The organism is Fischerella sp. JS2, assembly GCF_032393985.1.
Lineage (GTDB): Bacteria > Cyanobacteriota > Cyanobacteriia > Cyanobacteriales > Nostocaceae > Fischerella.
The window spans coordinates 3,799,033-3,817,136 of the sequence record NZ_CP135918.1; the positions used below are offsets into that span (position 1 = coordinate 3,799,033).

At 40.9% G+C, this 18,104-nt stretch carries 22 protein-coding genes; 13 read left to right on the forward strand and 9 right to left on the reverse strand.

Annotated features, from left to right (window positions below; translation table 11 throughout):
* Window positions 1-54 precede the first annotated feature (54 nt).
* Window positions 55-1,770: a serine/threonine-protein kinase gene (locus RS893_RS16055; RefSeq protein ID WP_315785065.1), complete on the forward strand. Its 1,716-nt coding sequence runs from the start codon at window positions 55-57 to the stop codon at window positions 1,768-1,770.
* Between the two features lie 186 nt (window positions 1,771-1,956).
* Here the strand turns inward: RS893_RS16055 and RS893_RS16060 are convergent, their stop codons facing one another.
* The gene (locus tag RS893_RS16060; RefSeq protein WP_315785068.1) at window positions 1,957-2,136 is read right to left on the reverse strand and encodes a hypothetical protein; all 180 of its coding nucleotides are present in this window, start codon (window positions 2,134-2,136) and stop codon (window positions 1,957-1,959) included.
* A gap of 3 nt (window positions 2,137-2,139) precedes the next feature.
* Window positions 2,140-3,075, reverse strand: a complete 936-nt coding sequence (locus RS893_RS16065) for an SPFH domain-containing protein (RefSeq protein ID WP_315785071.1) — start codon at window positions 3,073-3,075, stop codon at window positions 2,140-2,142.
* Between the two features lie 167 nt (window positions 3,076-3,242).
* Here RS893_RS16065 and RS893_RS16070 point away from each other — a divergent pair, with 167 nt between their 5' ends.
* Genes RS893_RS16070 through RS893_RS16080 form a run of 3 tightly spaced genes read left to right on the forward strand, consistent with a single transcriptional unit; the run spans window position 3,243 to window position 3,996 of the window.
* Window positions 3,243-3,494: a hypothetical protein gene (locus RS893_RS16070; protein WP_315785074.1), complete on the forward strand. Its 252-nt coding sequence runs from the start codon at window positions 3,243-3,245 to the stop codon at window positions 3,492-3,494.
* Window positions 3,495-3,500: 6 nt separating this feature from the next.
* Window positions 3,501-3,770 carry a hypothetical protein gene (locus RS893_RS16075; RefSeq protein ID WP_315785076.1) on the forward strand — a complete coding sequence of 90 codons (270 nt, stop codon included), beginning with the start codon at window positions 3,501-3,503 and terminating at the stop codon, window positions 3,768-3,770.
* Entirely contained in the window at window positions 3,763-3,996 is a 234-nt protein-coding gene (locus RS893_RS16080; protein WP_315785079.1) for a hypothetical protein, read from the forward strand. The genes RS893_RS16075 and RS893_RS16080 overlap by 8 nt, the downstream gene beginning before the upstream one ends.
* A gap of 172 nt (window positions 3,997-4,168) precedes the next feature.
* Here the strand turns inward: RS893_RS16080 and RS893_RS16085 are convergent, their stop codons facing one another.
* Entirely contained in the window at window positions 4,169-4,996 is an 828-nt protein-coding gene (locus RS893_RS16085) for a carbohydrate ABC transporter permease (RefSeq protein WP_315785082.1), read from the reverse strand.
* A 161-nt stretch (window positions 4,997-5,157) separates the two neighbouring features.
* On the opposite strand from RS893_RS16085, the gene RS893_RS16090 reads away from it, so the two are divergent.
* From RS893_RS16090 to folE, 6 genes are all read left to right on the forward strand, one after another.
* The gene (locus tag RS893_RS16090) at window positions 5,158-5,304 is read left to right on the forward strand and encodes a hypothetical protein (RefSeq protein ID WP_315785084.1); all 147 of its coding nucleotides are present in this window, start codon (window positions 5,158-5,160) and stop codon (window positions 5,302-5,304) included.
* A 48-nt stretch (window positions 5,305-5,352) separates the two neighbouring features.
* Window positions 5,353-6,048 carry an aldehyde oxygenase (deformylating) gene (locus RS893_RS16095; RefSeq protein WP_315785087.1) on the forward strand — a complete coding sequence of 232 codons (696 nt, stop codon included), beginning with the start codon at window positions 5,353-5,355 and terminating at the stop codon, window positions 6,046-6,048.
* A 512-nt stretch (window positions 6,049-6,560) separates the two neighbouring features.
* Window positions 6,561-7,580, forward strand: coding sequence for a long-chain acyl-[acyl-carrier-protein] reductase (locus tag RS893_RS16100; protein WP_315785089.1), 1,020 nt, complete (start codon window positions 6,561-6,563; stop codon window positions 7,578-7,580).
* A gap of 144 nt (window positions 7,581-7,724) precedes the next feature.
* Window positions 7,725-8,705: an acetyl-CoA carboxylase carboxyltransferase subunit alpha gene (locus tag RS893_RS16105; RefSeq protein WP_315785092.1), complete on the forward strand. Its 981-nt coding sequence runs from the start codon at window positions 7,725-7,727 to the stop codon at window positions 8,703-8,705.
* A gap of 372 nt (window positions 8,706-9,077) precedes the next feature.
* Window positions 9,078-9,797, forward strand: coding sequence for an SDR family oxidoreductase (locus RS893_RS16110; protein WP_315791999.1), 720 nt, complete (start codon window positions 9,078-9,080; stop codon window positions 9,795-9,797).
* A gap of 113 nt (window positions 9,798-9,910) precedes the next feature.
* Entirely contained in the window at window positions 9,911-10,618 is a 708-nt protein-coding gene (folE, locus tag RS893_RS16115; RefSeq protein WP_315785095.1) for a GTP cyclohydrolase I FolE, read from the forward strand.
* A gap of 61 nt (window positions 10,619-10,679) precedes the next feature.
* Here the strand turns inward: folE and RS893_RS16120 are convergent, their stop codons facing one another.
* Window positions 10,680-11,315 (reverse strand): phosphoribosylanthranilate isomerase, encoded by a 636-nt coding sequence (locus RS893_RS16120; protein WP_315785098.1) that lies wholly within the window; start codon window positions 11,313-11,315, stop codon window positions 10,680-10,682.
* 105 nt (window positions 11,316-11,420) lie between these two features.
* Here RS893_RS16120 and psaK point away from each other — a divergent pair, with 105 nt between their 5' ends.
* The 3 genes from psaK (at window position 11,421) to RS893_RS16135 (ending at window position 13,621) form a co-directional block, all read left to right on the forward strand.
* Window positions 11,421-11,672: a photosystem I reaction center subunit PsaK gene (gene psaK / locus RS893_RS16125; protein WP_315785101.1), complete on the forward strand. Its 252-nt coding sequence runs from the start codon at window positions 11,421-11,423 to the stop codon at window positions 11,670-11,672.
* A 198-nt stretch (window positions 11,673-11,870) separates the two neighbouring features.
* On the forward strand, window positions 11,871-12,149 hold the full coding sequence (locus RS893_RS16130) for a photosystem I reaction center subunit PsaK (RefSeq protein ID WP_315785104.1): 279 nt from the start codon (window positions 11,871-11,873) through the stop codon (window positions 12,147-12,149).
* Between the two features lie 269 nt (window positions 12,150-12,418).
* The gene (locus tag RS893_RS16135) at window positions 12,419-13,621 is read left to right on the forward strand and encodes a site-2 protease family protein (protein WP_315785107.1); all 1,203 of its coding nucleotides are present in this window, start codon (window positions 12,419-12,421) and stop codon (window positions 13,619-13,621) included.
* 173 nt (window positions 13,622-13,794) lie between these two features.
* On the opposite strand, the gene hypB is transcribed toward RS893_RS16135, so the two are convergent.
* The 5 genes from hypB to RS893_RS16160 all read right to left on the reverse strand — a co-directional run bounded on the left by hypB (window position 13,795) and on the right by RS893_RS16160 (window position 18,086).
* On the reverse strand, window positions 13,795-14,649 hold the full coding sequence (gene hypB / locus RS893_RS16140) for a hydrogenase nickel incorporation protein HypB (RefSeq protein WP_315785110.1): 855 nt from the start codon (window positions 14,647-14,649) through the stop codon (window positions 13,795-13,797).
* The gene (locus RS893_RS16145) at window positions 14,640-14,981 is read right to left on the reverse strand and encodes a hydrogenase maturation nickel metallochaperone HypA (RefSeq protein WP_315785113.1); all 342 of its coding nucleotides are present in this window, start codon (window positions 14,979-14,981) and stop codon (window positions 14,640-14,642) included. The genes hypB and RS893_RS16145 overlap by 10 nt, the downstream gene beginning before the upstream one ends.
* 208 nt (window positions 14,982-15,189) lie before the next feature.
* A complete protein-coding gene (hypE, locus tag RS893_RS16150; protein ID WP_315785115.1) occupies window positions 15,190-16,275 on the reverse strand; it encodes a hydrogenase expression/formation protein HypE in 1,086 nt (361 codons plus the stop codon).
* Window positions 16,276-16,623: 348 nt separating this feature from the next.
* The gene (gene hypD / locus RS893_RS16155; RefSeq protein WP_315785117.1) at window positions 16,624-17,751 is read right to left on the reverse strand and encodes a hydrogenase formation protein HypD; all 1,128 of its coding nucleotides are present in this window, start codon (window positions 17,749-17,751) and stop codon (window positions 16,624-16,626) included.
* An 80-nt stretch (window positions 17,752-17,831) separates the two neighbouring features.
* Window positions 17,832-18,086, reverse strand: coding sequence for a HypC/HybG/HupF family hydrogenase formation chaperone (locus RS893_RS16160; protein ID WP_315785120.1), 255 nt, complete (start codon window positions 18,084-18,086; stop codon window positions 17,832-17,834).
* Window positions 18,087-18,104: the final 18 nt, after the last annotated feature.

The window sequence follows — 18,104 nt, forward strand, 5'->3', positions numbered from 1 at the left end:
TCGATTTTAGATCATTAGGATAATATTTGACGCTAATCTAAAATCTAAAAATGGATGCCCAGATCTAAATCTCAAATCCCAAATCAAAACACTATGCTAGCTGGTACAAAATTGCAGGGTGGAAAGTATACCTTAGACCAAGAAATTGGTCGGGGTGGCTTTGGCATAACTTTCAAAGCTACTCATCACTTTTTAAACCATGTAGTAGTGATTAAAACTCTAAATGAAAAGCTAAGACAACATCCTGATTTTGCCAAGTTTGAGCGTCAGTTTCAGGATGAGGCCAGGCGCTTGGCTACATGTATCCACCCCAATATTGTCCGGGTCAGCGACTTTTTTGTCGAGACTGGGCTGCCATACATGGTGATGGAGTACATTCCAGGTGATACTTTAGGGGAAGCATACGTTTTACCTGGCATTCCTCTACCAGAGGCGACAGCGATTCATTATATCCGGCAAATCGGGGCTGCTTTACAAGTAGTGCATCAAAATGGTCTACTGCACCGAGATGTTAAACCGGATAATATTATTCTCCGGCAAGGAACTCAGGAAGTAGTACTGATTGATTTTGGTATTGCCCGCGAATTTAATAGTGGAGTGAGGCAGACTCACACGGGTATGGTCTCTGAGGGTTATTCACCAATTGAACAATACTTATCGCAAGCAACGCGTACACCTGCAACTGATGTTTACGGTTTAGCAGCAACCTTGTATTCATTGTTAACCGGACAAGTACCGATGCCCGCATTATTGCGCGATCGCGAACAAATGCCCACACCCCGCGAGTTGCAACCTCACTTAAGTGCAGCAGTAAATCAAGCTGTGATGCGTGGTATGGCAATTGAAGCCAAGTTCCGCCCCCAAACAGTGGCAGAGTGGTTGAAACTACTACCAGGGGAAGGAATAAATCAGATAGCAGCGCCCGTGGTTACGCAAACAGTGCCAACTATTGATTTATCTGCCCAGTTGCACCAAGAAAACTTACCTAAACAAAAAATAGCGAATCAAAAAAAATTTTCATCACTGTTTGCCAAAATTAATCCTGCTAGTAAAAAACTGCGATCGCCAAAAGTACTTCTGGGTAGTGGTGTAGCTGTGATTGCTGCAACAGCAGGTTTTGGTATAACCACCATGTTTAACAAGCCGCAGCAACCAACTCCTAAACCAGTTTTTCAACAACCGAATCAAACTACTTCCGCAGAAATACGATCCACAGATACACCCTCGCCAACACCCTCACAGACTTCCCAGTCAACAGTCAACTCTGCAAACGTCTCTACTACTTCCAAGCGACGTAGCAAGCGCAATCGGCGTTATTCCCAACCAGAAACCTCAAATCGCAATTCCACAGAAGAATCAACTAGAAATAACTCTACTACTGAAGATTTACAACAGGGACAATCTTCACAACAAGTATCATCACCTACTACGCCCAGTACTTCTTCTTCACCATCTCTAGTAGAAAAACTGCGAGAAATACGTAACTCTCGTCAAAATTCTCCTTCTCCATCTTCAGTAAATCAGTCAGCACCACCATCTTCAGTTAAAATCAAGCTTTCTCCACCACCGCCATCAACAAATGACTCTAGTTCAGTTGTTGTGCCAATCTTGCCCAACAGGGGATCAAAACAGTCAAATCCCCCAGAGGTTGTAGTTCCAACTCAGGAAGTTAAACAAAATCTTAACTTTGGTAGTCAATCAGGACAAAAGCCACAAAAGGAAGTTAAACAAGAAAAGAGTGAGACAACAACACAAACTGAGGATAATTAGTTAGTAGTTGGTGATTAGTTGCCCGTAAGCCCGCAAGTAAACTGCGGGCTAATAAACTCTACATTTTGGCAAAAGTTTTATTATTTCTGCTTTTTGTGATCTGCAAGTTTTTTCTCTTGCTAATCGCACCACTGTTTATTGCACAGTGATAATTTTGTGGTAGCAACTATTAGCCACTACTCTCTTTCATGACTTATCATCTGATTTGCGCTTATCTTCCTTCCAACGCCCTGCTTTTCGTGCTGCTTCGGCAAGTAAATACTCAATTTGGGCATTAACACTTCTCAATTCATCTGCTGACCATTTTTCCAATACCTCATAAAGTTTGGCATCGAGACGCAGCAAAAATCGTTTTTTCTGGCTCATATTTTAGTTGTAAAGGCTGCCAGTATTAATTACAGGTTGAGCAGTTTGTTCGGAAGTTAAGACAACCAGTAAGTTATTGATCATTGCAGCTTTGCGTTCATCATCTAAATCAAGCATGTGTGACTCATTGAGGCGGTTCAGTGCTTCGTTCACCATCCCAACTGCACCTTCAACTATTTGTCGCCGTGCGTCTATCAAGGCTTTTGCTTGTTGTCGTCGCAACATCATCTGTGCGATTTCTGGTGCATAAGCTAAGTGGGATAGTCGTGCTTCAATCACTTCAACTCCAGCCACTTCTAAACGTGCTTGCAGTTCAGTTTGTAGAACACGCACAATTTCATCAGGGATACCACGCAGTGAAGGACGTTCGATATCGTCAGGTGCGTCGTAAGGATAGCGAATTGCTAACGCCCGAATTGCTGTCTCACTTTGAATGGCAACAAATTCTTGATAATCATCAACTGAAAACTTCGATTTAGAAGAATCTAATACTTGCCAAACAACAACTGCGGCTATTTCAATTGGGTTTCCTTCTGCATCGTTGACTTTGATGATTTTACTATTGAAATTACGAACCCGCAGTGAAACTTTTTGTTTGTTTGTCAAGGGGTTTGTCCACCAAAATCCAGGTTCACGTATAGTACCGACATAACGGCCTAGAAACGTCAGTACTACGGCTTGGTTTGGTTCGACAGTTAGAAATCCTGACACTGATGGAATAATGACAACAAGTAACGTAGCTAGTGCTGCTGCTATTAGTTCAGCCGTTCCTTCATCAATAAAGTCAGTAACTTTCAATCCTCTACCCAGCAATGCTTCCAAACCCTGCACCCTAGAAAATATCCACAAACTACCCAAAATCGCGATCGCAACCACGACTAACAAGACTACAAACCCATTGACTCGAAATGCAGGAAACTCCCGAATCGTCTGGCGCATATTTTTATTGCCTCAATATCTTATAGTATTCAAAATGATATCATCATAATATTATAGTTAAATTAGCAATTACGCCTAATGTGAATTAGAAAAAAAGGTGGGAGAAGTAATGAAGATGAAAGTTACCAGCTTTTCACTTCAGACTCCCCCCATGACTAGCATAGACTTTGGAACACTATATAACGACAATCTTTGTAGTAGATGATTGCTATGAAAAGCAAGTAAAAAATACAACTCTCCTAAAGCCAGGAGTGAAAGCAAGTATGAGCGAAAGTGAAATCATGATACTGGCACTAGTCATGGATTATCTACCATTTCCAGGAGAAACACAGTTTCTGGGTTTTATCCGAGGTAATTACAAAGAATGGTTTCCAAATTTACTTGACCAAACTCAATTTCATCGTCGGTTACGCAAATGAGATGGAATGTTAGAAAAATTACGTCGCAGTTGGGTAGAGCAATTGCTTGGGGAAAGTGAAAAATATTTCATTGTTGACACTAAACCATTACCAGTGTTAGGACTCAAGCGTGACAAGCGATATAGTGACTTTGCCGGAAACGCTGCCCCTAGTTGGTGTGCTGCCAGGGAAATGCGTGATTTTGGCTACAACAAGCTAGTGATGCTGTCAATCTGGAATGGGGTTCCTATTTCTTATGACATTGTCCCTGCTAATACAGATGAAATAATTGAGTAGTGAAGGTGTTATTGAGACAGTTCTATATAGTGATATTTACGCAGATAAGGAATGGATCTCTGCCGATTGGCAATTGGCGATCGCTCGTCGCACTCGTTATCGGATTTGCACCCTCACACCCGATCATCAACATCTTCAACATTCTCATCCTTTGAAACGTTTTATTAGTCGTGTTCGTCAACGTCTAGAAGGCGTTTTTCACGAAATTCACGCACACTGGCCGTAATCCCGAACGCCTACTTAACAAAACCGTTGATGGTTTTTGTGTACATATTGCTGCCAAGATTGCATCTGACACACTACGTTTTTTGCTTCGCCGACGTTTTGGCATTAATGTTCTTACTTTCCAATCTCAACCTCTTTAATTCACATTAGGTGTAATTCATAAATTAATTCCCTTAATTCTTAATTCCTGTCGTGGCAATACCCTGAATCAATTGACGCTGGCCAAGAAGAAATAAAAATAAAATCGGTACAGTGGTTATAGTTACTGCCGCCATTAGCAAAGGCCAGTTATTGGTAAATTGCTCCTGGAACTCAGCCAAAGCTAGCTGTACAGTTCTCAATTCTGGTTTTGTGGTAAACACTAACGGCTTAAATAAATCATTCCATTCACCGATAAAGGTAAACAGAAACAAAGTTACTAAGGCTGGACGTGCTAAAGGCAATAGTATTTGCCACAAGATTTGTACTCGGTTGGCCCCGTCTATTGCTGCTGCTTCTTCTAACTCTACAGGTATTGTTAAGAAATACTGTCGTAATAAGAAAATACCAAAACCATTAGCAGCGGTTGGTAAAATCAAAGCCCAGTAAGTGTTAATTAGGTGTCCCCATTTCAAGACCAAAAATATAGGAATCACGAGTAATTGAAAGGGAATTACCAGTGTGGCTAACACAATCAATAGCAATGTTTGTCTGCCACGAAATTTGAGCCTTGCTAGGGCATAACCTGCCAATGCAGAAGTCACTATTTGAAAACCCGTGACAGCTAATGCTACCAAGCTAGAATTAGCAAATGCGAGCAAGAATTTACCTCGTCGCCAAGCCTCATGGTAGTTAGCTAAAGACCAACCGTTCTGAAGAAGCAGAGTATGAGTAGTCCCAGGTGGTGCAAGAGATGTCAAGAAAACTACAAAAAGGGGTAATAAGACAATCAAGCCCCCTAACAAAAGTACTGCCAGACTCCAAAAAGAAGAGTATTTAAGATTCCCGAGTGGTTTGGACATGAACTGAATTTTTAAGATCCAACCATTTGTTTTTGTGACTAGAGCAAGCCTTCCTCCGGAGGAGCTACGCTATCGCTGCCAGCAACAGCTAATCTATAACATAGTGACTTGTTAAGTTAAATTAAACCACAGTGAGTAAAAATAAGGATTATGGATAAAGGATGAAAGATGAAGGCAGCTATGAAGGCAGAAGGCAGAAGGCAGAAGGCAGAAGGCAGAAGGCAGAAGGATTAAAATTAATACTTCATCCTTCACACTTCACACTTCACACTTTATCCTTCACCATTGCCCTCAATTCACGGGGTTAAATACAAACTTGGTATCAAATGTATCCTATATCTAGGAGTGAACGTACAATGCAGCAGCTAGCAGATCAACCAGAAATTGATTTCAAGAGCGAAACCTATAAAGACGCCTATAGTCGCATTAATGCAATTGTGATTGAAGGGGAACAAGAAGCGCATGAAAATTACCTGAAACTTGCTGAACTGCTGAGCGAACACAAAGATGAGCTAATTCGTCTTTCCAAAATGGAAAGTCGTCATAAAAAGGGATTTGAAGCCTGTGGGCGTAATCTTCAAGTAACCCCAGATATGGATTTTGCTAAACAATTTTTTGCCCAACTGCATCAAAATTTTCAAGTAGCAGCACAAGAAGGCAAAATCGTTACTTGTTTGCTGATTCAATCCTTAATCATTGAATGTTTTGCGATCGCAGCATACAACATCTATATCCCTGTTGCTGATGATTTTGCCCGTAAAATTACTGAAGGTGTTGTCAAAGATGAATATAGTCACCTAAATTTTGGAGAAGTTTGGTTAAAAGAACACTTTGAAGAATCAAAAGCTGAATTAGAAGAAGCTAATCGCCAAAATCTTCCTATTGTTTGGCAAATGCTTAACCAAGTTGCAGATGATGCCGAAGTATTGGCAATGGAAAAAGAAGCGTTGGTAGAAGATTTTATGATTCAATACGGTGAAGCTTTAAGTAATATTGGCTTCAATACCCGCGATATCATGCGTCTGTCTGCCTATGGACTCAGAGCCGCGTAATTTCAAGGTAAAAGTTAGAAGGAACAAGGTTAAGGCTTTGACCGTGTCAATTTGATATTTTACGAAAAGTTTGAGCTAGGGCTTGGGGCATACTCTACCTTGAAGCCGTCCTGCGGGCGTCTACAAAGCAGCGTCCTGCAGGGAACCTCAAAGCTTTTCAAGACGGATTTTGGATTAATCAATCTTAAACGCAAATTTGAAATTAAAAATTGATTGACCTTTTAACTTTTACCTGGTCTTGGTATAAATCACTATCCAACTGTTAGGGAATCTTGCGCTTTGTGTAGAATTTTCATGGGTTAGAAATTTCTTTCCCGCTGACCACTCTGATTTTAGATGACTAGTTGAAGATTGTTTTTCTGGGATGACACATTGGTGTTTTTATTTAGATCACAAATCCACAACTTTCCAGCCACCGGATTTATCCATGGGTTAATCCGTCTTGAAATCTAAAATCCAAAATTCATTGCCACCACGCTTTTTAAAAAAGCATACGCCTAATAGAATAGTTCATGTTTGGTCTAATCGGACATCTCACTAGTTTGGAACACGCACAAGCGGTAGCCAGAGACTTAGGCTATCCGGAGTACGCAGATCAAGGTCTAGATTTTTGGTGCAGCGCCCCGCCCCAAATTGTTGATCACATTACTGTCACCAGCGTTACTGGTCAGAAAATAGAGGGAAAGTATGTAGAATCCTGCTTTTTGCCAGAAATGCTGGCAACCCGTCGGATTAAAGCAGCTACACGCAAAGTCCTGAATGCTATGGCTCTTGCTCAAAAGCATGATATAGATATTACGGCTTTGGGTGGATTTTCCTCGATAATTTTTGAAAATTTTAATTTAGAGCAGTTCAAACAAGTCCGCAACATCGAACTAGAGTTTGAACGCTTTACCACAGGGAATACACACACCGCTTACATTATTTGTAGACAGGTAGAACAAGCATCAAAACAATTAGGAATTGAACTGTCGAATGCAACTGTTGCTGTGTGTGGAGCTACTGGAGATATTGGTAGTGCCGTTTGTCGCTGGTTAGAGGCAAAAACAGATGTCAAGGATCTGCTGCTAATTGCCCGTAACCAAGAACGCCTCACAAATTTGCAAGCAGAACTAGGGCGGGGAAAAATCTTAGCTTTGGAAGAAGCATTGCCTCTGGCTGACATTATAGTTTGGGTTGCTAGTATGCCCAAAGGTATGGAAATCGATCCTACAGTGTTGAAAAAACCCTGTTTATTGATTGATGGAGGCTATCCAAAAAATTTAGCTACTAAGATCCAGCATCCTGATGTGTATGTTCTTAATGGTGGCATTGTGGAGCATTCTCTTGACATTAATTGGAAGATCATGAAAATCGTCAATATGGATGTCCCAGAAAGACAGTTGTTTGCTTGTTTTGCAGAATCAATGCTGCTGGAATTTGAGAAGTTGCATACAAACTTCTCTTGGGGACGTAATCAGATTACCGTAGAAAAGATGGAACAGATTGGTCAAATTTCCATAAAACACGGATTTAGACCACTGTTGGTGTAAGGATGGGGGATAGGTAACGGAAAACAGGGAATGGAGAATTGGTGTTTATTCTCCCCCTTGTCTTCCTTGTCTTCCTTGTCCTCCTTGTCCTCCTTGTCCTCCTTGTCTCCCCAGTCTCTAATCCCTATTTCCTATTCGTAAAATATGGCAACTACTGAGCGTAAACCACTTCTGTTGGATTTTGAAAAGCCTTTGGCAGAATTAGCAAACCGGATTGAGCAGATCCGTCAACTTGCGGAAGAAAATGGCGTCGATGTTTCTAGTCAAATTCGTCAACTAGAAACTCGTGCTATGCAATTACGTGAGGAAATTTTCACTAGTCTATCACCATCGCAGCGACTACAAGTCGCTCGTCACCCTCGTCGCCCTAGTACTCTTGATTACATTCAGGCTATTACTGATGAATGGATGGAGTTACATGGCGATCGCTGTGGTTCTGATGATCCAGCTTTAATTGGTGGTGTTGCTCGTTTAGGAGGTCAACCTGTGGTAATGTTGGGTCATCAAAAAGGGCGTGACACGAAAGATAATATTGCCCGGAATTTTGGTATGGCTACTCCTGGCGGCTATCGCAAGGCAATGCGGTTAATGAAACACGCTAATAAGTTCGGGATGCCGATTTTAACTTTTATTGATACGCCGGGAGCCTTGCCCACTGTGGTAGCTGAACGACAAGGCGCAGGAGAAGCGATCGCTTATAATTTACGCGAGATGTTTAGCTTGGATGTGCCTATCATCTGTACGGTGATTGGTGAAGGTGGTTCTGGCGGTGCGCTAGGTATTGGTGTAGGCGATTGCCTCCTCATGTTTGAACATTCGGTTTATACGGTGATCACCCCAGAAGCTTGTGCTGCGATTCTCTGGAAAGATGCTAGCAAGGCTCCCCAAGCAGCAGCAGTTCTCAAAATGACTTCTCATGATCTGAAAAACTTGGGTATTATCGACCAAATTCTACCAGAACCTGTAGGCGGCGCTCATTCTGACCCGATTAAGACTGCTCAAACTCTTAAAAGTGCTTTATTAGACAATCTAGATGAATTGGGTCGTCTGACTGCTGCTGAACGCCGTCAACTACGTTATGAGAAATTCCGTAAAATTGGTGTTTTTACTGAAGTTTCCCACTAAGGATACTGAAATTCTTGATTAGCATAAGAGCAATGCTATAATTGCCTATGGTTCTTAAAGATTTTTAACAATCTTTTTAACCATAGGCATTTACGTTATTGGCAAATCAACTCAGCTGGAGGAGTGATTTGTTTATTTGTTTTGTGCCAATAACAAAACGAAAAGATGCCGCCTTGCCTACAAGGCAAACATCCCAGTTTCATCTGGGAAAATTGACTAAAGTATATGCCCGTGCTGGCAATGAATCATAGCATTTGTCAAGCATAATTAATCTAATTTTTAGATTTACTTAATCTCAGCAGTAAATTTAAGGATTTGAATAAAGTGAGTGACAATGCGATTTTATCTGCCAAAGAATTTGGAATTCACAGCATGAGTTTTGATCAAAAACAACGCGCCCTAATTACTGGGGCAAGTAGTGGTATTGGTAAGGCAACTGCATTGGCTTTTGCAAAAGCAGGAGTTGATGTTGCCTTGGTGAGCCGTTCTGTTGATAAGTTAGCAGTAGTAGCACAAGCAGCTCAGCACGTAGGAGTAAATGCGAAAGCGTATTCTGTGGATTTGGCTTGTGTAGATCAAGTGCAAAAACAAATACAGGCGATCGCTCATGACTTTGGTGAGATCGATATTTTGGTCAACAATGCTGGCATGGGTTATGTTGCTAGTCTGAGCGAAACTTCCCTATCTGACTGGCAAAAGGTACTAGATTTAAATCTTACCAGTGTGTTTCAGTGTATTATAGGAGTCTTGCCGGGAATGCGCGATCGCAAGAAAGGTACAATCATTAACATTGTATCAATTGCCGGCAAACAAGTTTTTCCTAATTGGGGGGCATACTGCGCCAGCAAAGCTGGTCTTCTAGCTCTTTCGCAAACTTTGGCACAAGAAGAGCGCCTCCACGGCATCCGTGTTAGTGCTATATGTCCTGGTGCAGTCAATACCGAACTCTGGGATGCAGTCGGTGCTGACTTTGACCGCTCAAAAATGCTATCTCCAGAAATTGTTGCTCAGTCGATTCTACACACTGCATTACTACCACAGCAGGCAGTGATTGATGAATTGACCCTGATGCCTAGTGTTGGCGTCCTTTAACAATTATCAGTGACTCAGTTATCAGTGATTGGTAAATACTGGTGACTATTTGCTGTTAATTGTTTTCATCGCCCAGTCATCTATAAATTCCAAAACTATTCAAGACTCATACCATGACTATCGTTAGCTCCAACGGTTCCAATCGTTTTCAGTCTCCTTTAGTTCCCGACTTGACAGAAGCCATTACCACTAGACCCGACCGCAATACTCATGATGGACGAGAACCTAATTTGCACCCACCACAAGAAGAACAAATGGATCAGATGGTGGAAGCCGTGCGGACATTACTGTTGGGTGTAGGAGAAGATCCAGAACGTGAAGGACTACTGAAAACTCCAAAGCGGGTGGCAGAAGCCATGCGGTTTTTAACCAGTGGCTACAACCAGTCCTTGGAAGAAATCGTGAATGGAGCGATTTTTGACGAGGGACATAGCGAGATGGTGTTAGTCCGAGATATTAATGTTTTTAGCTTGTGCGAACACCATATGCTGCCATTTATGGGCAAAGCTCACGTCGCTTATATCCCGAATCAAAAAGTCGTAGGCTTGAGTAAGCTGGCTCGTATTGTCGAGATGTATTCTCGTCGCTTGCAAGTACAAGAAAGATTAACTCGCCAAATAGCCGAAGCGGTTCAGGCTATCTTAGAACCCCAAGGCGTAGCTGTTGTCATTGAAGCCACCCATATGTGCATGGTGATGCGGGGTGTGCAAAAACCAGGTTCGTGGACTGTCACCAGTGCAATGGTTGGTGTATTCCAGGAAGAACACAAAACCCGCGAAGAATTTTTTAACTTGATTCGTCATCAAGCGGCGATATTTTAGGGACAAGGGGGACGAGGGGGACAAAGGGGAGAATAAACACCAATTCCCCTTTCCCTGCCGATCACCTATCCCCTATCCCTAACTTTTCAAACAACTGAGCTACTTTTTGTAAATCTTTATCCCCAGGCGCGCGTTCTACTCCACTAGATAAGTCAATGCCAGTGGGTTTTACTTGACTTAAAGCTTCTAAAATGTTGTTTGGTGTGAGTCCTCCAGCTAAAAACCAAGGGCAACTGGGCTGGAAATTATGTAGTATTTGCCAATCTAAAGTTTTACCTGTGCCACCTAACTGCTGAGGATGATAGGCATCAAGTAACAGTGTATCTACAAAGAGATTATAGATAGCTGCTTTCTCAAAATCTATAGCTGTGCATATTCTCAACGCTTTAATAATTTCTACCTCAGGTAGAGACTCACGCAACTGCTGACAAAATTGTGGTGATTCATCTCCATGCAGCTGCACTCCAGTTAAACCACTATCAATAACAGTCTGCTTGATTTTTTCAGGGGACGTGTTAGCAAATACACCTATGCTGTCAACTTTGCTTGGCAGTTTTTCTACTACAGCCTGAATTTGTTTAATAGTAACATAACGTGGGGAAGTGGTAACACAAATAAATCCCAATGCTGTTGCACCCAAATCAGCGATCGCTTTTCCTTGTTGTGGTTGAGTGATACCGCAAATTTTAATCCGCATAAAAATTTTAGAGATTTTTCCCAATACAAAAAGTTAATTTTTCCCTAGCAATCTTATAATTTGTGTGGTCTACACCAAATTTTTTCTATAGGAGACAAAAGCTTGATGTCATCAATCTTACTAGCAGCCACAGCCGCAGTCCCTCCTACACCCGAGTGGAGTCCCAAAGTGGCACTGATTATTAGCATCAGCTGTTTGGTGGCTGTTTTGCTGACTTTCAGGATTGAAAAGCCCAAAGTAGGTCCAAAAATGCCTGGGCTTCCCTTGAGTGTTCCCGCCTTTGTCGCTGCGATGGCTTTTGGTCATGTCATTGGCGTTGCCATTGTTTTGGGGTTGACAAATATCGGTAGTATCTAGGCAAATTTGGAATTTCCAATTCCAAATTTACAATTGTTTCGGTCATCCTAACCAAGGAAAGAGGAATTAACCTCTCCAAGGAAGGAAGATACGTCACTTAATTGGATAGAGCATGGACATGGCTGTAGAGATGCGGGGTTTATAAGGAATTTCGCTTCTCTACAGCTAAATCTATTTATTTATGTAGGAGAAACAATTGTGATGTCATCAATTTTATTCGCAGTTCAAAGTACTGTTCCCAATACCTACACTTCATGGGGCTTTTCGGAATTTTTGTATATTACCGGTGCTTGTCTGTTGTGTCTTTTTATTATTCCCCGCGTTGTTTGGTATCCCCATGTTGGTCCAAAAATGCCCTTACCTTTCCCTTCAGTTTTCAATAATCCTAGTGTTGGTACATTCTTGGCTGCGATGGCCGCTGGTCACATCCTTGGTGTTGGTGCAGTTTTGGGGTTGACTAACTTGGGTGTGCTGTAGATTTTGGTACTATACTACAAGCAATACATAAAGCGGCAGATGTTTGAGCTTTTGGAAGGGCTTTGTCTGCTGTTTTTGTTTGTGTGTTTATGTGGTTGGCTGGAATTGTCTATTCTATAAATTAGGTAAATCAATAAATAAATGTATTTTTCGTGGTGGCTGTTAGTGGATAGTGGCTAGTAGTTAGTGGTACTAACCAACAATTAACAACCAACAACCAACTACTAACTACTAACTACTAACAAATCTTAATAATCTAGGAAATAAAAATGCAAACAAATACAAATTGGCGAATAGGATCTCTATTTGGGATTCCTTTATTTTTAGACCCCTTGTGGTTTTTGATTTTAGGGTTGGCAACCCTGAACTTTGGTGTAGCTTACCAAGAATTAGGGACTATCTGGGCTTGGAGTGCAGGAGTAGTCATGGCACTACTGCTGTTTGCTTCGGTGTTGTTACACGAGTTGGGTCACAGCTTGGTGGCGCGATCGCAAGGCATTAAAGTAAATTCTATTACTTTGTTTTTATTTGGCGGGATTGCCGCGATTGAAGAAGAATCTAAAACTCCTGGTAAAGCCTTTCAAGTGGCGATCGCTGGGCCAGCAGTTAGCATTGCCTTATTTGTGTTGCTGCATCTCGGGGCTGATGTATTGCCTGACACAAGCGCCCTACGAATGATGATAGGAGATTTAGCGAGAATTAATTTAGTATTAGCCTTATTTAATCTAATTCCTGGCTTACCTTTAGATGGAGGACAGGTGTTAAAAGCAGCTGTATGGAAAGCTACAGGCGATCGCTTTCAAGCTGTACATTGGGCAGCAAAAACAGGACAAATTTTAGGTTATGCTGCGATCGCCCTGGGCTTGGCAGTAGATTATTTTACAGGCGAGTTAGTTACAGGTTTATGGATCGCCCTGTTGGGTTGGTTTGGTATCCGCAACGCCACCACTTATGATCGCGTCACCATTTTGCAAGAAACCTTGCTGAAGTTAAAAGCAACTGATGCCATGACTCGCGATTTTCGCATAGTTGATGCCAACCAAAGCTTACGTACCTTCGCCGACCTATACTTATTAGAAACAAATCCTGCACAGATTTATTTTGCTGAGTCCGATGGACGTTACCGGGGTATGGTTGCCATTGATGACTTGCGAACAGTAGAAAGAAGCGAGTGGGAAACTAGGACTGTTGATGCGATCGTGCATCCCTTACCAGAAATTCCTAGTATTGAGGAATCAACTAATATCGCTGAAATCATTAACAAACTGGAAAACGAACAGTTACCCCGCCTTACCGTGCTTTCACCTGCGGGTGCTGTTGCGGGTATCATTGATCGAGGGGATATTGTCAGAACAGTAGCGCAAAATCTGGGTTTGCGGATCACTGATGCTGAGATTAAGCGAATTAAAGAGGAAGGAAGTTATCCACAGGGATTGCAATTACAGCTGATAGCGAAGTCAACCACAAATTAACATTGATCAGTTATCAATTAGATAACCATTTACGCTTAATGTGAATTAAAAGTATGGCAAAAATCATGTTTTTATAATCAAACTCTGGAAAATTACCAAAAAACCTTATATTGCTTCTTCAATTCACATTAGGCGTTATTTACTATTTACTATTGCCTTTTGTCTGTTCCCTGTTAACAATTAGCTGCTTTTTGAGTTAGCCATTCATACCAATTTTCTAAACCAGTTCCGGTTAATGCTGAAACTGGAAAAATCTGAATTTGGGGATTGACCTGCTGGGCATATTCTAGACATTTTTGCACATCAAATTGGACGTAAGGCAGCAAGTCAATTTTAGTGAGAAGCATAACTTCACAAGCGCGGAACATATGAGGATATTTTATTGGTTTGTCTTCTCCTTCTGTGATAGAGAGAATTACGACCTTGAGGTTTTCTCCTAAATCAAATAATGCTGGACAAACCAAATTCCCAACATTCTCAATCATCACAACTGAATTAAGTGGCGGATTGAGTTGTTGTAATCCCTTTTCTATCATGGCTGCATCAAGATGACAGCCTGTACCTGTATTAATTTGGATAACTTTGCAGCCTGTGGCTTGAATTTTTTTGGCATCGTTGATAGTTTCTTGATCGCCTTCAATGACACTAATATTTAACTGTTTTTTTAAATCATTGATGGTACGTGTTAGAAGGCTGGTTTTACCAGCACCAGGAGAACTCATAAGATTTAATGCCAGGATATTTTTACCTTTAAACCATCCGCGATTTTGGGCTGCGATTAAGTTATTTTTAACTAAGATATCTTGTTCTAAAGATATTGTTGTGCCATGTATTTTGGCGTGAACATGTGATACTATTTGCTGAGTATGGTCGTGACTGTGAGAATGAGTTATGACAGTACCATCTGCTAAAGTGTGGGTGTGAGTATGATGACTATGCCTATTGGTATCTATTGGCATGACTTGACTCGTTTCTAAATTAGAGATTTTGGCGTCATTATCATCGGAACAACCGCAAGTTACACACATATTTCCTCTATTTCTATTTCTTTAATTTTCAATTCTTGACCAGCAATTAAGTTTATTTGCTGACTACCACATTGACACTGACCAAAAGGTTGTATAAGAGGAATTTCTGAACCACATTGGCAGCATTTTCCTAAGCCTGCTATTTCTAAAATTTCTAATTTCGCTCCTTCTAAAACTGTTCCTTGAGAACAAATATCAAAACAAAATCGGATTGCATCTGGCACGATGGTTGAAAGTTGCCCTATTTCTAATAGTACCCGTCGCACTTTTAAGCCGTGGGCATGTTCGGATACAATTGCTACGATATTTTGGGTAATACCAAGTTCATGCATAAGTTTTTTAATTTTGTTAATTAGCCCAAAGTTTCAATTTTTCGACCACCGATGCACACAGATGCACACCGATAATTTATCTGTGTACCCTACCCTGCGGGTTCTGCTTCACAGTACGGGAAGCCGCCCTTAGAGGTGTCTATATCTGTGTGCATCGGTGTTCATTTTTTTTTAATATCTACTTTGGCGTTATGTCTATACAACATTATTAACAAATTCGTGGTAACTGATCGCCGACAAGCATATCTACAATTCGTTCTGTACCAAAAATAGTTTTTAATAAAACAATACCTGTAGGAGAGGGAATAACTTCCCCAATAATACAAGCATCTTTTCCTGCGGGGTGCGATTTCATTGCTGATAAAACTGCATCAGCATATTCGTGTTTTACTACCACAACTAGTTTGCCTTCATTGGCTAAATACAATGGATCTAAACCCAATATTTCGCAAACTCCTTGTACTTCTTCCCGAATTGGAATTGATTGTTCATGAAGGCGAATTGCGACATTAGAACTAAGGGCAAATTCATTTAATACTGTAGCTAAACCACCACGTGTTACGTCCCGCATCGCATGTATTTCAGGACAAACATCCAGGATGCTTTTGACTAAATCATGTAATGGCTGACAGTCACTTTCTATATTTGTTTCTAATGCTAATTCTCCACGGGCAATGAGAATAGCTGTACCATGATTGCCTAATTCACCATTGATAATTACTACATCTCCAGGTTGAATATTATGGGCAGAAATAGAAACACCTGCACGAATTACACCAATACCAGTTGTGTTAATAAACAACTTATCGGCTGCACCACGATGTACTACTTTTGTGTCACCAGTGACAATTTGTACACCAGCTTTATCGGCTGCAATTTTCATACTGGTAACAACACGTCGTAATGTTTCTATTGATAAACCTTCTTCTAAAATGACGCTACAGCTAAGATATAAAGGCTTAGCACCACTTACTGCTAAATCATTGATAGTACCATTGACAGCTAGTTTTCCAATATCACCACCAGGAAAAAATAAAGGATCTATAACATAAGAATCAGTTGTAAAAGCTAGTTTATCTCCTTGTTGGATAAGACCCGCTAAATCAAAAGTTGCTTGGTCTTCTAATTGTGAAAGAATTGGATTATCAAACTTACTGACAAAAATATCATCAATTAAATCGCGCATTGCTTTACCACCACTACCATGGGCCAGGGTAATATTCGTCTCACGGACATTGCTGACACGCCATTGGTGTAAAAGTGATAATTTGTTTTTGCTTTTCCAGCTTTTCATGCTCTGCATTTGCACTCAACATGATATTTTCAAAATAACCTGGTGCGATCGCATTCACTCGGACATTTTTCGAGGCCTATTCTACTGCCATCACACTGTCTAAACTCATTAACAGCAAACTGAATCAAATCATTACAACTATCACTCTCAGAAATATCAACAAAAGTTGCACTTGCAACTCCCCCAGCAGCTTTGATCGTTTACGCTGTTTGCTTGCACCAACTGCCGCTTCTTTTCAATAGAATGACTCTTAGCAACTTGAACAGTCACAAATGGCATAACTTCCCTTCCTTCTTAGCGTCCTTAGCGTCCTTCGCGGTTCGTTAAAAAAAGATATTCTGCAATTCGCTAAACCCCCACCCCCTCTTTCCCAAGCACAGAAAAACGACCATATTTGTAATAAGCTGCACACGCACCCTCCGAAGACACCATACAAGTACCTATTGGTGTTTCCGGTGTACAAGCAGTACCAAACACCTTACACTCCCAAGGCTTCATCACACCCTTGAGAATTTCTCCACACTTACAAGCCTTATGATCTGCTACTTTCAAATTAGGAATCGTAAACTTTAACTCTGCATCAAACTGGGCATATTCAGAACGAATTTTTAACCCAGAATAAGGTATATCACCCAACCCACGCCACTCAAAAAATTCTCGTGATTCAAACACTGTATTCATAGCAGTTAATGCCAATTGATTACCCCGATTTTCTACCAATCGGCTATATTGATTTTCAACTTCGCAGCGCTTTTCTACTAATTGCCGTACTAGCATCCAAACTGATTGGAGAATATCTAAAGGTTCAAATCCTGAAACGACAATTGGCTTGTGATATTGTTGAGAAATAAATTGATAAGGTTCAGTACCAATTACCATACTGACATGTCCAGGCCCAACAAATCCATCAAGTTGCAGGTCAGGATTATCTAATAGTGCTTGTAAAGCAGGAATCACAAGAACGTGATTACAAAACATGCTGAAGTTATGAATATTTTCTGCTGCTGCTTGCAGGATAGTAAAAGCAGTGCTAGGGGCTGTGGTTTCAAAACCCAAAGCAAAAAATACAACTTCTTTGTTGGGGTTTTCTTTGGCAATTTTCAGGCTATCTAAGGGCGAGTAAACCATGCGGATATCTGCACCAATGGCTTTCGCTTGTAGCAGACTAGTTTTAGAACCAGGAACCCGCATTGCATCGCCAAAGGTGGCAAAGATGACATTAGGATGTTGGGCGATCGCGATCGCATCATCTAACCTGCCCTTTGGCATAACGCATACCGGACAACCAGGCCCGTGAATTAATTCTATTGCCTTGGGTAGGACTGCTTCGATGCCATATTTAAAAATAGAATGGGTATGACCGCCGCATACTTCCATAATTTTAATCTGTTTATCTAGCTGGCAAGATAATTTTTCTATTTGCCAAACTAGTGCTTTAGCTTTATTAGAATCACGAAATTCATCTACATATTTCATATTAATGTTAGTGGTTAGTAGATAGTAGTTAATTGTTAGTTATTAGTAGAATGGATAGTATTACTACTAACCAATAACCACTAACTACTAACCATTAATTCTGTAATTTCTTGCAGCATTTGTAAGGTTTCTAATGCTTCTTTTTCGTTAATACGGTTCATAGCAAAGCCAACATGAACTAACACCCAGTCACCAATGCAAGATTTGGGAGGGTGTTGTTCATCAACTATACAAGCAATGTTAATTTGGCGTTTGACACCAGCGATGTTGACGATCGCTAGTTTATGATTTTGGTCTGTAATTTCGATGATTTGACCGGGAATGCCTAAGCACATTGATTATTTTCCTGTTTA

Excerpts from the sequence above, each read along its gene's own strand:
- RS893_RS16085 (WP_315785082.1), bottom strand. The coding sequence starts at position 4,996 with ATGTCCAAACCACTCGGGAATCTTAAATACTCTTCTTTTTGGAGTCTG.
- RS893_RS16095 (WP_315785087.1), top strand. The coding sequence starts at position 5,353 with ATGCAGCAGCTAGCAGATCAACCAGAAATTGATTTCAAGAGCGAAACC.
- RS893_RS16075 (WP_315785076.1), top strand. The coding sequence starts at position 3,501 with ATGTTAGAAAAATTACGTCGCAGTTGGGTAGAGCAATTGCTTGGGGAA.
- RS893_RS16135 (WP_315785107.1), top strand. The coding sequence starts at position 12,419 with ATGCAAACAAATACAAATTGGCGAATAGGATCTCTATTTGGGATTCCT.
- RS893_RS16110 (WP_315791999.1), top strand. The coding sequence starts at position 9,078 with ATGAGTTTTGATCAAAAACAACGCGCCCTAATTACTGGGGCAAGTAGT.
- RS893_RS16160 (WP_315785120.1), bottom strand. The coding sequence starts at position 18,086 with ATGTGCTTAGGCATTCCCGGTCAAATCATCGAAATTACAGACCAAAAT.
- RS893_RS16060 (WP_315785068.1), bottom strand. The coding sequence starts at position 2,136 with ATGAGCCAGAAAAAACGATTTTTGCTGCGTCTCGATGCCAAACTTTAT.
- hypE (WP_315785115.1), bottom strand. The coding sequence starts at position 16,275 with ATGAAAAGCTGGAAAAGCAAAAACAAATTATCACTTTTACACCAATGG.
- RS893_RS16065 (WP_315785071.1), bottom strand. The coding sequence starts at position 3,075 with ATGCGCCAGACGATTCGGGAGTTTCCTGCATTTCGAGTCAATGGGTTT.
- hypB (WP_315785110.1), bottom strand. The coding sequence starts at position 14,649 with ATGTGTGTAACTTGCGGTTGTTCCGATGATAATGACGCCAAAATCTCT.
- folE (WP_315785095.1), top strand. The coding sequence starts at position 9,911 with ATGACTATCGTTAGCTCCAACGGTTCCAATCGTTTTCAGTCTCCTTTA.
- RS893_RS16145 (WP_315785113.1), bottom strand. The coding sequence starts at position 14,981 with ATGCATGAACTTGGTATTACCCAAAATATCGTAGCAATTGTATCCGAA.
- psaK (WP_315785101.1), top strand. The coding sequence starts at position 11,421 with ATGTCATCAATCTTACTAGCAGCCACAGCCGCAGTCCCTCCTACACCC.
- RS893_RS16100 (WP_315785089.1), top strand. The coding sequence starts at position 6,561 with ATGTTTGGTCTAATCGGACATCTCACTAGTTTGGAACACGCACAAGCG.
- RS893_RS16055 (WP_315785065.1), top strand. The coding sequence starts at position 55 with ATGCCCAGATCTAAATCTCAAATCCCAAATCAAAACACTATGCTAGCT.
- hypD (WP_315785117.1), bottom strand. The coding sequence starts at position 17,751 with ATGAAATATGTAGATGAATTTCGTGATTCTAATAAAGCTAAAGCACTA.
- RS893_RS16120 (WP_315785098.1), bottom strand. The coding sequence starts at position 11,315 with ATGCGGATTAAAATTTGCGGTATCACTCAACCACAACAAGGAAAAGCG.
- RS893_RS16105 (WP_315785092.1), top strand. The coding sequence starts at position 7,725 with ATGGCAACTACTGAGCGTAAACCACTTCTGTTGGATTTTGAAAAGCCT.
- RS893_RS16090 (WP_315785084.1), top strand. The coding sequence starts at position 5,158 with ATGAAAGATGAAGGCAGCTATGAAGGCAGAAGGCAGAAGGCAGAAGGC.